The sequence below is a fragment of the Kitasatospora sp. NPDC054939 genome, from assembly GCF_053610105.1.
Genome location: NZ_JBSGXP010000006.1, coordinates 31,442 through 45,099 on the forward strand (window position 1 = coordinate 31,442; position 13,658 = coordinate 45,099).

Sequence of the window (13,658 nt, forward strand, 5' to 3'; positions counted from 1 at the left end):
ACAAGCACGACGGGCACCACGGGCACGACAGAACCCACGGCAACGACAGGAACCGGCGTCACCTGGTGGGTGAGGAACTCCCGGACGCTGCTCAAGCTCGCGTTCCCGCTGATCCTGGCCAACTTCGCGCACGTCGCGCTGACCACGGTCGACATCGTGATGCTGGGCAGGCTCGGTGCGGTGGAGATCGCCGCCGCCGGTCTGGCCCTCGCCCTGTTCAACCAACTGCGCACCACGGGGACGGGCCTGGTCACCGGGGTCGGCAACCTGGTCGCCGAGGCGCGGGTGCGGGGCGACCGGGAACGCGTCGGCGCGCTGCTGTTCGCGGGGTTCTTCTGGGCGACCGTGTGCGGTGCGGTGTTCTGCGTTGCACTCCTGCTGGTCGGCCCGCTGCTCGTCCTGCTGGGCCAGGACCCGGGCGTGGTCGACAGGGCGGGCGAGTTCCTGGCGATCCTGGCGCCGGGCATGCTGCCCTGCCTGTGGTTCCAGAACCTGCGGCACTTCACCACTGGACTCAAGCGCCCCGGGCCCCTCCTGGCCATCACGCTGGCCTCGATCGGCGCGACCGTCGGACTGAACTACGCGCTGATCCACGGCAGGTTCGGCCTGCCCGCCTTCGGATTCACCGGTGTCGCGATCGCCACCGTCACGGTGTTCGTGCTGTCCTTCCTGGCGTTCGCGGTGGTCGTCCTGCGCGACGGCGTCCTGCGCCCGTACCTCACCTCGCCCGCCGCGCGACGCTGGTCCACGGACGCGGTCCGGTCCGTCTGGCGCCTGGGCCTGCCGATCTCCGGCACCTACGCCTCGGAGGCCGGGTTCTTCAGCGTGCTCACCCTCCTCATCGGCTCTCTCGGCGTCGAGGCCCTGGCCGCGCAGACGGTGCTGAACCAGATCGTCTACATCGTCTTCATGGTCTCCGCCGGGCTGTCGCACGCGGCATCGATCCACATCAGCGAGGCCTGCGGGGGCAACGACTACCCGACGGCGCGCCGAACGGGGCTCCTCGGCACGGCCTGGGGCGTGACCACGACGCTGGCGGTCGCCGTCGTGTACCTGGCGTTCCCCCACGCGGTCGTGTCCCTGTTCGTCCCGGCCGAGCACGCCGGCAATCCGGACGTCGTCGCCCTGGCCGCGACCGGACTGCTCATCGCCGCCTTCCTGCAGGTCTTCGACGCCGTCCAGAACATCGGCAACGGCATCCTGCGCGGCACCGGCGACACCGCCGGCCCCTTCCGGATCTCCCTGATCGGGTACTGGCTGGTCGGTCTGCCCGCGGGCTACCTGCTCGGCGTTGCCGCCGGCTGGGGGGTCGAGGGCGTCTGGATCGGCCAGACCATCGGCCTCGCGGCCACCGCCGCCCTCCTGCTCGCCGCCTTCCTGCGCCGCGTCGACCGGCTCCACCGGACGACACCGGGCGCCCCCCTCTCCGAACCGGAGCCCTCGTGAACCATCCCGCCACACCCCCCACACCCCTCGCACCCGCCGCGTCGGCCGCCCTGATACGCAGGGAAGTGGCGGCCCTCCCCCGCTACGACCCCGGCGCCGACCCGGACGCGGTGGCCGCCCTCAGCGGCTCCCGCCGGGTGATCAAACTCTCCAACAACGAGAGCCCGTTCGGCCCCTCTCCCGCGGTCGCCGAAGCCGTACGCCTGGGCCTGGGCCAGGGCCAGGGCCTGGCCGGCGGGGTCTCCCGCTACCCCGACCCCACCGGCAGGCGGCTGACCGAGGCCATCGCCGAGCGCCTGGACGTATCGACCGACCGCATCGCGCTCGGCAACGGCTCGGAGGACCTCCTGGAGCTGCTGTGCCGGGCCGTACTCGACCCCGGCGACCTGGTGGTCACCCAGGCACCCGGGTTCAGCCTGCACGAGACCTTCCCCCGCGTCATGGGCGCCCGGGTCGAAAAGGTCCCGGTCACCGCCGGGTTCGGATTCGACGCGGACGCCTGGCGCAGCGCGCTGGCCGCGGGCCCGAAACTCGTCTTCCTCGCCAACCCGTGCAACCCCACCGGTGCGGTGCTCGACGCCGGCGAGCTGGCGCAGGTCGTGGCCGCCACGCCGGAATCGGCCCTGCTGGTGCTCGACGAGGCGTACGGGGAGTTCGCCCGCACCCACGCCGGGTACCCCGACGGGCTGGAGGCCCTGCGCGGCCGCGACCGGCCGTGGATCGTCCTGCGCACCTTCTCCAAGGCCTACGGGCTGGCGGGCTTCCGGGTGGGGTACGGCATCGCCTCCGACCCCGCCCTGGTCCGGGCCCTGGACCGGGTCCGCACCCCGTACAACGTCAACCGCCCGGCCCAGGACGCCGCCGTCGCCGCACTGGGCGACCGCGCGCACCTCGCGGACACCGTCCGCCGGACCGCGCTGGAGATCGCCAGGGTCACCGACCGGCTGCGCGCCGCGGGACTGCGCGTGGTCCCGTCCGCGGCCAACTTCCTCTTCATCGACACCGGTTGCCGCGCCGACCGGGTGGCCGGGGAACTGCACCGCGCCGGAGTCATCGTCAAGGCGTGGCGCGAGCCGGGATACGAGAACTACATCCGAGCCTCCCTGTCGACCCCCGGAGACAACGACGTCTTCGTGCGGTGCCTGACGGACATCTGCGCGAAGGACACGCCGTGATCACCCGCAAGGTCTCCGACCTGATCGGACGTACGCCCCTGCTCGAACTGTCGGTCGCGGACGGTTCGGCCACCGTCCTGCTGAAGATGGAGCAGTACAACCCCACCGGCACCGCCAAGATCCGGATGGCCAGGAACATGGTGGACGAGGCGGAGGAGGCGGGGCTGCTCACCGGCGGATGGCTGGTCGAGTCCACCTCCGGCAACACCGGGCTGGGCCTGGCCCTCATCGCCGCCGAACGCGGCTACAAGTTCACCGCCGTGGTGGACAACCACTCCAGTACGGACAAGCTGCGCGGCATGCTCGCCTACGGCGCCGACATCCTCAACGTCGCCGGGGACGCGGAGGGCCTCGCCACCGCCGAACGCGACACCGTCGCCGAGCGGCTCGCCGCCGAGCACGGCGCGTACTGGACCGCGCAGCACCGCAACCAGGGGAACCCCAACGGCTACCGGCCGCTCGCCCGCGAACTGCACGACGACCTCGGCGAGGACATCCAGTACCTGTACGGGGCCGTCGGCACCGGCGGTTCGCTCTGCGGCACCGGCCGCGTCCTGCGCGAACGCATCCCGGACCTGAGGATCGTCGGCGTCGAGCCGGTGGGGTCCGTCGTCTTCGGCGGCAAGGGCGCGCCCTACCACCAGTCCGGCACCGGTACGCCCGAGGGCTCGGAGATCGGCGGCGTCGTCGACTACGAGCTGATCGACGAGGGCGTCAAGGCCAGTGACTCGGAGGCCTTCGAGACCTGCCGCTACCTGGCCAGGAACTTCGGCGTCCTGATCGGCGGTTCGGCGGGCGGCGTGGTCTACAAGGCCCTGGAGCGGGCCCGTGGCGCGGGGCCCGGGACCACCATCGTGGTGCTCGTCTGCGACGGCGGCGACAAGTACCTCGACACCGTGTTCAACGACGACTGGATGGCCGCCCACGGCCTGTTCGACGAGCAGGTCGTCCGCCGGCTGGCCGCGATGCTGCGGTAGCAGCCCCTCCTCCCCCTCCCTTCCCTTCTCCACCGAGGTACACCCATCCCATGAAGACGAAAATGATTTCCATAACCCTTGCGGCCCTGACCGCGCTCGCGGCCGCGGGGTGCGCCGGCACCGGCAGCCCCGCGGCCGGCGGGCCGGACGCCGCGAACGGGAGGAGCGCGACCACCTACCCGCTCACCCTCAAGAACTGCGGCACCGACGTGACCTACAAGGCCCCGCCGAAGAAGGTCGTCACCCTCAACCAGACCGCCGCCGAGATCCTCATCCACCTGGGGGTGGGCGACCGGATCGCCGGATCGGGCTACGAGATCGAGAAGCCGCCCGCCGCGATCGCCGAGCAGTACGGGAAGATCCCGCGCCTGTCCGCACCGGGGCACGAGATCAGGTACGAGAAGCTGCTCGAAGCACAGCCCGACTTCGTCTACGGCTCCTTCGCGAGCATGTTCACCGCCGAGCAGTCCGGCGACCGCAAGCAGCTCCACGACCTGGGCGTGCCGACCTACCTCACCGAGTTCGACTGCGCGTTCCACCAGAGCGTGGCAGGCGCCGACTTCGAGATGCTGTACGAGGAGTACCGCCGGCTGGCCACGATCATGGGAGTTCCCGCCGCCGGAGCGAAGCTGGCGGCCGACCAGAAGGCCGTGGTGCAGAAGGCGCTGGACACCGTCAGGAAGCGGGACACTCCGCTGAAGGTGATGTGGTTCTACTCCACCTACGAGGGCACCCCGTGGGCAGCCGGCCCCGGCGGCCTGCCGCAGCACATCTCGGAGCTCGTCGGCGTCCGGAACATCTTCGCCGACGCGAAGACCAAGTGGGCAGAAGTGAGTTGGGACGAGGTCGCGGCCCGCAACCCCGACGTCATCGTCCTGGCCGACCTGACCCGGGGCGAACCCAACGACACCGCCCAGGAGAAGATCGCCCTGCTCAAGAAGGACCCTCTCACCAACAAGCTCGCCGCGGTGAAGGACGACCGGTTCATCTCCATCCCCGGCTCCCACATGGATCCCGGTTACGGCAGCGCATCCGTGGTACCCGCACTGGTCGACGGCCTGAACAGGCTCGGGTGACCCACCGACCATCATGACGACCACACCACACAAGACCGCCCCGCCCACCGGAAACCCCGTCGCCGGCCGTGAGACCGTTCCAATGCGCCGGCGGCGCAGCACGACGGTGGCGCTCTTCTCCCTGGCCGTGGCCGGGCTGCTGGCCTCGATCGTCGCCGCATCGCTGTTCGGGAGCGCGGACATCCGACCCCTGGATGTCGTCTCCACGATCCTGCGGCACGTCGGCCTGGACGCCATCGCCCCCACCCCGCCCCTGCCGGGGCTGCTGGACGCCCTCATCTGGGAGTCGCGCTTCCCCCGAGTACTGCTGGCCGCCGCCGTCGGCACGGCCCTGGCGGTCTCGGGCGCGGTCCTGCAAGCGGTCACCAGGAACCCCCTGGCCGACCCCTACCTGCTGGGAGTCTCCTCCGGGGCCTCCACCGGCGCGGTCGCCGTACTCCTGCTGGGCATCGGGGGAAGCATCTCGCTGTCTACCGGAGCCTTCACCGGCGGCCTGGTCTCCTTCGGCCTGCTGCTGCTCCTGCTCGGCGGGGGACGCGTCGCCAGCCCCTCCCGGGTCGTGCTCACCGGCGTGCTCGTGTCCCAGTTCTTCGCCGCGGTCACCTCGGTCATCCTCATGGTCAGCGGGGACGCGAACTCCACCCGCGGCTTCACCTACTGGCTGCTCGGCACCCTCGGAGGCGCCCGGTGGGAGGGAGTGACCGTCACGGTCGTGATCATCCTGACCGGGGTGGTCGCGATCCAGTTCTTCGCGCCCGCCCTCGACGCCTTCACGTTCGGCCGGGACTCCGCCGCCGCCCTGGGGATCAACGTCACCGCGGCCCGCATCTGGCTGATGGTGCTCACCTCCGTCACCACGGCGGCCGCCGTGGCGGCCTCCGGCGCGATCGGCTTCATCGGCCTGCTCGTCCCGCACGCCGTCCGCATCCTGGCCGGCCCGACCCACCGCACCCTGCTCCCCCTGTCCGCGATCGTCGGCGCCGTCTTCCTCATCTGGGTCGACACCTTCGCCCGGACAGCGTTCTCACCCCACGAACTGCCCGCCGGCGTCATCACCGCACTCCTCGGCGCCCCCGCCTTCGCACTGGTCCTGAAGCGACTGGAGACCTGATGGGCACCATCACCACCACCCGGCTCTCCTGGTCGGTCAAAGGCCACCGACTCCTCGACACCATCGACATGGTGGCCCACGACGGACAGACCGTCGGCCTCCTCGGCCCCAACGGCTCGGGCAAGTCCACCCTGCTGCGCCTGCTCGCCGGACTGCGGCGCCCCGACACCGGAACCGTCCGCTACGACGACACCGGCCTGGGCGACCTGCACCGCCGCGCGCTGGCCCGACGGCTCGCCGTCGTCGAACAGGACGTGTCCGCCCACCACCACGTCAACGTCCGCCAGGTCGTGGAACTCGGCCGCACACCCTTCCGCGGCCGCTTCGACGCCCTGACCGAGCACGATCGGCGGATCGTCGACGCGGCGCTCGAACAGACCGAGCTCACCGCCGGACAGCACCGCAGCTGGCACACCCTCTCCGGAGGGGAGAAACAGCGCACCCAACTCGCCCGCGCCCTCGCCCAGCAGCCCCGGGAGATCCTGCTCGACGAACCCACCAACCACCTCGACATCCGCCACCAGCTCGAACTCCTCGACCTGCTGACGACACTGGACGTCACCTGCGTCGTAGCCCTCCACGACCTCAACCTCGCCGCCCGGTACTGCGACCACGTCGTCGTCCTCGACCACGGACAGGTCGCGGCGGCGGGAGCCCCCGAGGCCGTGCTGACCCCGGACCTGATCAGGTCGGTCTACGGCGTCCACGTGCACGTCGACCGCGAACCCCTCACCGACACCCTCCGCATCACCTACCTGAGCTGTTCGCCCCTCGCAGTGGCGGCCGCCGGGTCACGCTGCCGGCGGTGATGCGGACAGCCGGTCCGGCGGGCGCGGTGCCCGCCGGACGGCTGTCGGCGCGTTACGGCAGGCCCGGCCGGCGTCCGGCGTCGGGCCTTACTCTGCCGCATGATTGACGGATCGTCAGTGCATCCGGTTGACGACGACCGGGGAGTCGGTCCGCAGTTCGGCCTTCGCGGGCTTCGGCAGCGTGCCGCAGAACTCGCCCTCGAACATGTTCTCGAACGGCGGGCTCTGGTCGAGCCAGTCGCCGTTGATGTTGAAGGTGAGCATGTGCTTGCCGTCGCGTGTGCCGGCCGAGCCGGTCAGCGAGCCCCAGACGACGCCGTCGTGGCCGTACACCTGCACGCCGCAGGTCAGCTTGCGGGAGATGACGCCGAGCCCGTACGTGAAGTGCTCGCCGGTCTCGACGGTGGTGAGCATCGCGTCGAGCTGCTTCCTGGGGAGCAGCCTGCCCTTCAGCAGCGCGCCGAAGAAGCGGTTGAGGTCGCCGCCGGTGCTGACGATCTCACCGGTGGCGCCGGACCAGGACGGCCGGTACTCGGTGGCGTCGTGGACCTCCGGGCCGGGGTTGGGCACGTACAGCTTGGAGTAGCCGATCGGGTGCGGGGCGGGGAGCTTCGGGTCGGTGCCGGGGAAGCTGGTCTCCTTCAGGCCCAGCGGCTTGACGATGCGGCGCTCCACCTCGCGGGCGTACGGCTTGCCGGCAACCTTCTCGATGATCATGCCGGCGAGGACGAAGTTGGTGTTGGAGTAGCGCCAGCCCTGGCCGGGCGCGAAGTCCGGGCCGTACGTGATGCCCATGGCGACGATCTGCTCGGGCGTCTTGATGTCGTAGCGGTGCTCGAAGAAGCCCGGGCCGTTCATCAGCTCGTTCCACTCCGGCGTCATGACCATGTCGTGGACGCCGCTGGTGTGGTTGAGGAGCTGGCGGATCTTGATCGTGTTGCCGTCGTAGCCGTTGCCCTGGAGGACGCCGGGGAGCCACCGCTCCACCGGGTCGTCCAGGTTCAGCCTGCCCTCGGCCTCCATCTGGAGCAGGACCGTGGCGACGAACGTCTTGGTGATGCTGCCGGCCCGGAAGTGGTCGGCGGCCGTCCGCCCGCGCTGGGTGGCGGTGTCCGCGTAGCCGGCGGAGCCGGACCAGGTCCCCCGGGGCGTGAGGGTCACGGCCCCCACGCCCGGCATCCCGGCGGCGACGAGGCCGTTCAGGGCCTCCTGCGTCGCCGCGTGGGACTCCCTGGCCTGCTCGGCCGCGACGGCCGGGCCGGCCGTCACGGCCCCGCCGACGACGGCGGTCGCGGTGAGCGCGACGAGCGCCCCCCGCAACGAAGGCCGCCGGGCCGGACGCAACGATGTGTCAGAAGCGCGCTTGCGCATCGAGATTCCCCCTCGAAGTCGATGTGCCGAAATCGGCACCATGATCATTTCAAGATGATCACTCAGGGGCAAACCGGAATGTCGGCTTCGACGGGCGGCCGCGGTCCTTACCGGATTCGCTCCCCGGTCCCGCCGGAACTCCCGGGAGCCCGGCGCTCAGCCGGGCATCCCGATCGGCTGCTCGCACCAGCGGAAGGGCCCGCGCCGGTCGGCGCGGGCCCTCGCAGTGCCGGGCGCTGGATCAGAAGGTCAGCTTCCAGCTGTTGATGTGGCCGGTGTCGCTGGAGTACATGTCCTGGACCTTGAGCCGCCAGGTGCCGTTGGCGGTCTCGCTGGACGCGTTGACGGTGTAGGTGGCGACCACGTCGTCCGCGGAGTCGCTCACGTTGGCGTCCTTGAGCCGGTAGGCGGTGCCGTCGGGGGCGACCAGGTCGATGGCCAGGTCACCGCGCCAGCTGTGCTTGATGTCCACGTCCACCTTGAGGGTGCTGGGCGCGTTGCCGGTGAGCCCGCTGACGGCGATGTCCGAGTACACGGCCGCTCCCCGGTCGGGGATCGGCACGTCGGTGGTGTTCTCGAAGGTGCTGATCTTGGAGAGCACCTGCCAGCTGAAGCTCGCGGTGGAGCTGGCGCCGGTGCTGTCGGTGACCTTGACCGTGACGCTGCTGGTGCCGACCTCGGTGGGCGTGCCGGAGATCAGGCCGGTGGAGGCGTTGATCGACAGGCCGGCCGGCAGCCCGGTGGCGCTGTAGGCGAGGGCGCCCGGGTTGGTGCTGGTGGCCTGGATCTGCAGGCTCGCCGCCTTGTTGACCAGGGTGTTCTGGGTGCCCGGGTTGGTCACCGAGACGCCCTGGACGATCCGGCTGCCGACCGCGACGCCGGCCCAGGCGTTGGCCGTGTTCATGTACGTGGCGCTGTTCGCGCCGTAGAGGTCGGCCGCGGCCTGGAGGGTGGCGGCGCGGGCGCCGGCGTAGTTGGTGGTGGAGGTCATGTAGGTGGTGAGGGCCCGGTACCAGATGCGCTGCGCGGCGTCGCGGCCGATCGGGGTGACGGACTGGTTGTCGGCGGTGGGGCTGTCGTACGGGACGCCGTTGACGACCTTGGCCCCGCTGCCCTCGGAGGCCAGGTAGAACCAGTGGTTGGCCGGGCCGGAGGAGTAGTGGACGTCGATCGACCCGATGCCGGAGTACCAGGAGTCCTTGGACTTGCCGTCCTTGGAGGGCTTGTCCATGTAGCGGAGCGGCTTGCCGTCGCCGAAGATGTTGATCTTCTCGCCGACCAGGTAGTCGCCGGGGTCGGCGGCCGAGTTGACGTCGAACTCCACCGCGGCGGCCATGATGTCGGAGGTCGCCTCGTTGAGGCCGCCGGACTCGCCGCTGTAGACCAGCTTGGCGGTGACCGAGGTGACCCCGTGCGTCATCTCGTGCGCGGCGACGTCCAGCGAGGTCAGCGGGTTGTTGTTGGCGTCGCCGTCGCCGTAGGTCATGCAGAAGCAGCTGTCGCTCCAGAAGGCGTTGACGTACGCGTTGCCGTAGTGGACGCGGGAGTAGGCGCCGACGCCGTCGTTGCGGATGCCGCTGCGGCCGTGGACGTTCTTGTAGTAGTCCCAGGTGGCCTGGGCACCGTAGGCGGCGTCCACGCCGGCGGTCTGACGGTTGCTCTGCTGGCCGGTGCCCCAGACGTCGTCGGGGTCGGTGAACAGCGCGCCCGTGCCGGAGGTTCCCCCGTTGAGGTCGTACGTCTTGTGGTTGCCGCGGCCGCCGTCGGTCATCGTCCAGTTGGAGCCGGACTGGGTGGTGCCGATGGTCACCTGGCCGTTGTACTGGCCGGTGCCGGAGCCGGTCTCGATCGCCTGGTACTCGTAGAGCTTCTCGCCGGTGGTGGCGTCGGTGATGACGTGCAGGGCGTTGGGGGTGCCGTCGGGCTGGACGCCGCCGACCACGGTCTCCCAGGCCAGCACCGGGGTGCCGGTCGCCGCCCAGACCACGGCCCGCGCCGAGTCGGCCTTCGCCTCCTTGGCGCCGGCCGCCTCGGCCCTGCCGACCGCCAGGCCCTTGGCGGACTCGGCGTTGCGGGCCGGGGTGGTGGAGGCCACCGCGACCGGGCCCTCGACGGCCTTGTTGACGCCCTTGATCGAGCCGTTCGGGGCGGTGTGCACGACCAGGTCGCCGCCGAGCACCGGGAGGCCGGCGAAGGTCCGCTCGTAGCGGGTGTGGACGGTGCCGTCGGCGTCCTTGAGCACCGAACGCGGCAGCAGCTTCTCCTGCGCGTCCAGCTGCAGCGCGGCAGCCGTCCGGGCGGCGGAGGCCTCGGCCGCACCCAGCAGCGCGGACCGCTCACCGTCGCTGAGCGAGGCGGCGAGCGCGCCCGCCCGCGGCTGGGCGGAGACCGTCGCGGTCCGGTCGGAGCGGTCGGAACGGTCGGCCTCGGCGCTCGCCGCGCCGGCCGGGAGGGTGACGGCGACCAGGGCGGCGCCGACGAGCCAGGCGCTCACGGCCGCGACCTTGCGGGGGGAACGTAACAACGGAACTCCTCGTGGGGACGGCCCCGTGGAGGGCCGGTGACAGCCGGGCGGCCGGGATGCCGCCCGGATCGAGCGGGAGATCGCTGTGCGTCGGTACGTGGTGCAGCGGTGCGTGGTGCAGCCGGTGCAGCGGTGCGGCAGTTCGGCGGTGCGGCGGTGTATCAGCGGACCGCCGGGGCATGAGTCGTGGGGGGACCCAAGCAGCGCCGGCCCGGTTCCGGAAGGGTGGCACGAGTGTCGCGCACATGTCAGCATCGGACGCCGAACTGGCAGGAAAGCGGAATGCTCCGACAAGCTTGTCGGCCTTGGCGATCCGTCACCCGATGACAGGACGGCCCGGTCGATGCGGCCGCGCCGGTGCACGGTCCGGACCTGACCGGGCACGCACGCGGCCGGGCCCCCGAGGTCCGTCGACTACCCGGCAGTACGCCTGCGGACCAGGTCCTTGTCCTCCTCCGGCAGCGCGTCGGCCACCAGGAGCCGTGGCAGCAGTTCCGGTTCGCGTGTCATCGCGCGGAAGGCGAGCGCTACGGTCACGTCGTGGTCGGGCCGGTGCACGATCTCGATCGGGTCGGCGGCGCGGATGTCCCCCGGCTCGATCACCCGCAGGTACGCGCCCGGCACTGCGGCCTGCGTGAACCGTTTGATCCAGCCGTCACGCTCCAGCCAGCCCTGGAACGTCCCGCACGGGATCCGGGGGCACGACACCTCCAGGACGACATCCGGCCCGATGCGCCAGCGCTCGCCGATCAGGGCGCCGTTGACGTCCAGGCCGGCGGTGGTGAGGTTCTCCCCGAAGACGCCGTTGGCGAGCGGCCTGCCCAACTCGGTCTCCCACCGGTCGAGGTCCTCGCGGGCGTAGGCGTAGACGGCCTGGTCGGAGCCGCCGTGGTTCTTCACGTCGTAGACCCGGTCACCGACGAGACCGACCTCGCCGGTGCCCTTGGGGCCGGTGGCGACGACGGCGACCGGGCCGTCGACGGGCCGCTTGTCGATGCCCGTCGCACGGAGGCCCTTCCAGGGGTTGGGGCGGGGCCTGCCGACGTTGACGGAGAGCAGCTTCATGGAGGCGAGGCTACGGTCCGCTGCATCCGGAGGGCGACACATTTCCCCGCCACAACGATTGCGGGCGCCGCCCCGCACCGTCGCGGTGAGGCACTTGTGCGCCTGCTCACGCTTTCGGGCGCAGGGGTGTGGGGTGATGGTCCAGCAGCCGTACCGCCGCGGTGGTCAGAACCAGCACGCCGAGGAAGGCGCCGGCCCACATCGGGTGATCGTCGGCGAGGGTGGTGGCGGCCGTGCCGTAGACCAACGTCTTCACCGCCGCAGACAGGGCCGGTACACGAATGCGGGCGCGCGGGGCGGCGAAGGTCGCCCACAGGCCGGTGGCCACGGCCAGGGCGGCGAGGGCGGCGAGCGCGCGGATGACGGGCGTGGTGGCGAATGTGGAGCCCCACCAGGCCAGCTCGGCGAACGTGAACAGTTCGATGCCGAACAGTACGAGAAGGGCCGTCGACAGTGCCGCGGTGCCCGGCGTCGGCCTTGTCATGACCGCTCTGCGGCGGTCTTGATCGAGTCGAGCCACCGCGTCAGCTCGGCGTGCAGCTTCGCGCTGTCGTAGAAGAGCCCCAGCAGGGTGCCGGCCATGGACTCCTCCGTCCGCACGAGCGTGGCACCGTCGTCGCGGGTCGTGATGAGGTGGCGGTGGACCGCACGGGAGCCCATCGCGCTGCCGGTCCAGATGATCTCGCGGAGCGGTTCGACGACCGCGAACCGGGAGGCGATGGCGGTGCGGCCGTTGACCCAGGTGAAGCGCGTGTCCACCGCGACAGTGCCGTCGCCGGCGATGCGCACGTCGCGGATGGCCGGGTCGAATGCCGACCAGCCGGCGGGGTCGGCGAGCAGGGCCCAAACCCGCTCGGCCGGTGCGTCGACCACCACCTCGTGTGCGGACCGGATGGGCGCGGCCTCGTCGATGCGGTGCTGCTTGGCGTAGTTCTCGTGCAGTTCGTCGAGCGACGGTCCGCGGTAGCGCATCTCCCTGAACATCTGCATCTTCCCAATTCGTGACTACTGCCCTTGTTGAAGAACAGTAGTCACGTTCCTGGCACACCGTCAAGAACAGTGTTCACGTCATGGAGCGGCGTTCTCGCCTGTGGCATGCTGGAGCCGTGACAGCGATCCGCAACGCTCGAGAACGGGCCCGGTCGGCCCTGGTCGACGACATCAAGACGGAGGCGTTCCGCCAGCTCTCGGCGCACGGCCCCGCCGGGCTGACGATTCGGGGGATCGCCCGCGAACTCGGCATGGTGCCCTCTGCGCTGTACCGCTACTTCCCCGGCCGCGAACAACTCCTGACCGCTATGATCATCGACTCCTACGGCGCCCTCGCCGACCACCTGGAAGCCGCGGCGGCCGCGGAAGAGGCGCACCGGGATCGCTGGCTGGCGGTGTGCCATGGCCTGCGGGCCTGGGCGTCCGCCCACCCGCACCAGTACGCCCTGCTGTACGGCACGACCGTGCCCGGCTACCGGGCGCCCCAGGACACCATCGCCCCGGCCGCCAGAATCCCCCTGCTCCTGCTGGGAATCGCGTGCGATGCATGGCGTGCGGGACAACTCGCCCCACCCGCCGACGAGCCCTGGTCCGACGAACTCGCCACCACCGCCGCCGTCCTCGCCGATGCGACGGGTCTCCTCGACGTGCCGCCATCGCTGCTGATGTGTGCCGTGAGCGCCTATACCCAACTGTTCGGCGCCGTCAGCATGGAACTCTTCGGCCACCTCCACGGCGCCTTCGACAACAACGCGGTCTTCTTCGACCACAGCGTCGCCCTGCTCGCCGACCTCGTGGGATTCCACACCGCCTGACCGGCTTCGGCACGCGGCCGACGCGGGGCAGTGCACGGACGAGCTCTCGGACCTCTCGGCGCGGCCGGCCCCACGCTTCCTCCGGCTCACCGAACAGTGCCTGGAGGCGTTCCCATGCCGATGGCATGTCCTCCCTCGTCCCTGATAGGTGACTGGTCGGGAACCTCATGACGCCTCCCTCTCCCAGCACCGAGCCGCCCACCGCCCCCAACCCGGCGAACCTTCGCGGTCACCGCACCGGAGCGGCCTGCCGGCGGTTCGATCGCGGCCGTCCCGTCGGTGAACCCGCCTTCCCCGTA

At 71.0% G+C, this 13,658-nt stretch carries 12 protein-coding genes; 7 read left to right on the top strand and 5 right to left on the bottom strand.

Annotated elements, in window-relative coordinates:
- The first annotated feature begins 69 nt into the window (after nt 1-69).
- The 6 genes from ACWGB8_RS03450 to ACWGB8_RS03475 all read left to right on the top strand — a co-directional run bounded on the left by ACWGB8_RS03450 (nt 70) and on the right by ACWGB8_RS03475 (nt 6,594).
- On the top strand, nt 70-1,446 hold the full coding sequence (locus tag ACWGB8_RS03450; RefSeq protein WP_452209803.1) for an MATE family efflux transporter: 1,377 nt from the start codon (nt 70-72) through the stop codon (nt 1,444-1,446).
- A gap of 65 nt (nt 1,447-1,511) precedes the next feature.
- A complete protein-coding gene (hisC, locus tag ACWGB8_RS03455) occupies nt 1,512-2,621 on the top strand; it encodes a histidinol-phosphate transaminase (RefSeq protein WP_452209805.1) in 1,110 nt (369 codons plus the stop codon).
- Nucleotides 2,618-3,598, top strand: coding sequence for a PLP-dependent cysteine synthase family protein (locus tag ACWGB8_RS03460; RefSeq protein WP_452209807.1), 981 nt, complete (start codon nt 2,618-2,620; stop codon nt 3,596-3,598). The genes hisC and ACWGB8_RS03460 overlap by 4 nt, the downstream gene beginning before the upstream one ends.
- 62 nt (nt 3,599-3,660) lie before the next feature.
- On the top strand, nt 3,661-4,674 hold the full coding sequence (locus ACWGB8_RS03465; RefSeq protein ID WP_452209809.1) for an ABC transporter substrate-binding protein: 1,014 nt from the start codon (nt 3,661-3,663) through the stop codon (nt 4,672-4,674).
- An 82-nt stretch (nt 4,675-4,756) separates the two neighbouring features.
- The gene (locus ACWGB8_RS03470) at nt 4,757-5,785 is read left to right on the top strand and encodes a FecCD family ABC transporter permease (RefSeq protein WP_452209903.1); all 1,029 of its coding nucleotides are present in this window, start codon (nt 4,757-4,759) and stop codon (nt 5,783-5,785) included.
- Nucleotides 5,785-6,594 carry an ABC transporter ATP-binding protein gene (locus ACWGB8_RS03475; protein ID WP_452209811.1) on the top strand — a complete coding sequence of 270 codons (810 nt, stop codon included), beginning with the start codon at nt 5,785-5,787 and terminating at the stop codon, nt 6,592-6,594. The genes ACWGB8_RS03470 and ACWGB8_RS03475 overlap by 1 nt, the downstream gene beginning before the upstream one ends.
- 114 nt (nt 6,595-6,708) lie before the next feature.
- Here the strand turns inward: ACWGB8_RS03475 and ACWGB8_RS03480 are convergent, their stop codons facing one another.
- From ACWGB8_RS03480 to ACWGB8_RS03500, 5 genes are all read right to left on the bottom strand, one after another.
- On the bottom strand, nt 6,709-7,914 hold the full coding sequence (locus ACWGB8_RS03480) for a serine hydrolase domain-containing protein (RefSeq protein WP_452209813.1): 1,206 nt from the start codon (nt 7,912-7,914) through the stop codon (nt 6,709-6,711).
- Nucleotides 7,915-8,206: 292 nt separating this feature from the next.
- Complete coding sequence (locus ACWGB8_RS03485; RefSeq protein ID WP_452209815.1) at nt 8,207-10,459, bottom strand: M4 family metallopeptidase; 2,253 nt, start codon at nt 10,457-10,459, stop codon at nt 8,207-8,209.
- A 444-nt stretch (nt 10,460-10,903) separates the two neighbouring features.
- A complete protein-coding gene (locus ACWGB8_RS03490; protein ID WP_452209817.1) occupies nt 10,904-11,554 on the bottom strand; it encodes an MOSC domain-containing protein in 651 nt (216 codons plus the stop codon).
- A gap of 106 nt (nt 11,555-11,660) precedes the next feature.
- The gene (locus ACWGB8_RS03495) at nt 11,661-12,038 is read right to left on the bottom strand and encodes a YrdB family protein (RefSeq protein ID WP_452209819.1); all 378 of its coding nucleotides are present in this window, start codon (nt 12,036-12,038) and stop codon (nt 11,661-11,663) included.
- Nucleotides 12,035-12,544 (bottom strand): SRPBCC family protein, encoded by a 510-nt coding sequence (locus ACWGB8_RS03500; protein ID WP_452209820.1) that lies wholly within the window; start codon nt 12,542-12,544, stop codon nt 12,035-12,037. The genes ACWGB8_RS03495 and ACWGB8_RS03500 overlap by 4 nt, the downstream gene beginning before the upstream one ends.
- A 116-nt stretch (nt 12,545-12,660) precedes the next feature.
- On the opposite strand from ACWGB8_RS03500, the gene ACWGB8_RS03505 reads away from it, so the two are divergent.
- Nucleotides 12,661-13,359, top strand: a complete 699-nt coding sequence (locus ACWGB8_RS03505; protein WP_452209822.1) for a TetR/AcrR family transcriptional regulator — start codon at nt 12,661-12,663, stop codon at nt 13,357-13,359.
- Nucleotides 13,360-13,658: the final 299 nt, after the last annotated feature.

Excerpts from the sequence above, each read along its gene's own strand:
- ACWGB8_RS03470 (WP_452209903.1), top strand. The coding sequence starts at position 4,757 with ATGCGCCGGCGGCGCAGCACGACGGTGGCGCTCTTCTCCCTGGCCGTG.
- ACWGB8_RS03500 (WP_452209820.1), bottom strand. The coding sequence starts at position 12,544 with ATGCAGATGTTCAGGGAGATGCGCTACCGCGGACCGTCGCTCGACGAA.
- ACWGB8_RS03465 (WP_452209809.1), top strand. The coding sequence starts at position 3,661 with ATGATTTCCATAACCCTTGCGGCCCTGACCGCGCTCGCGGCCGCGGGG.
- ACWGB8_RS03475 (WP_452209811.1), top strand. The coding sequence starts at position 5,785 with ATGGGCACCATCACCACCACCCGGCTCTCCTGGTCGGTCAAAGGCCAC.
- ACWGB8_RS03490 (WP_452209817.1), bottom strand. The coding sequence starts at position 11,554 with ATGAAGCTGCTCTCCGTCAACGTCGGCAGGCCCCGCCCCAACCCCTGG.
- ACWGB8_RS03495 (WP_452209819.1), bottom strand. The coding sequence starts at position 12,038 with ATGACAAGGCCGACGCCGGGCACCGCGGCACTGTCGACGGCCCTTCTC.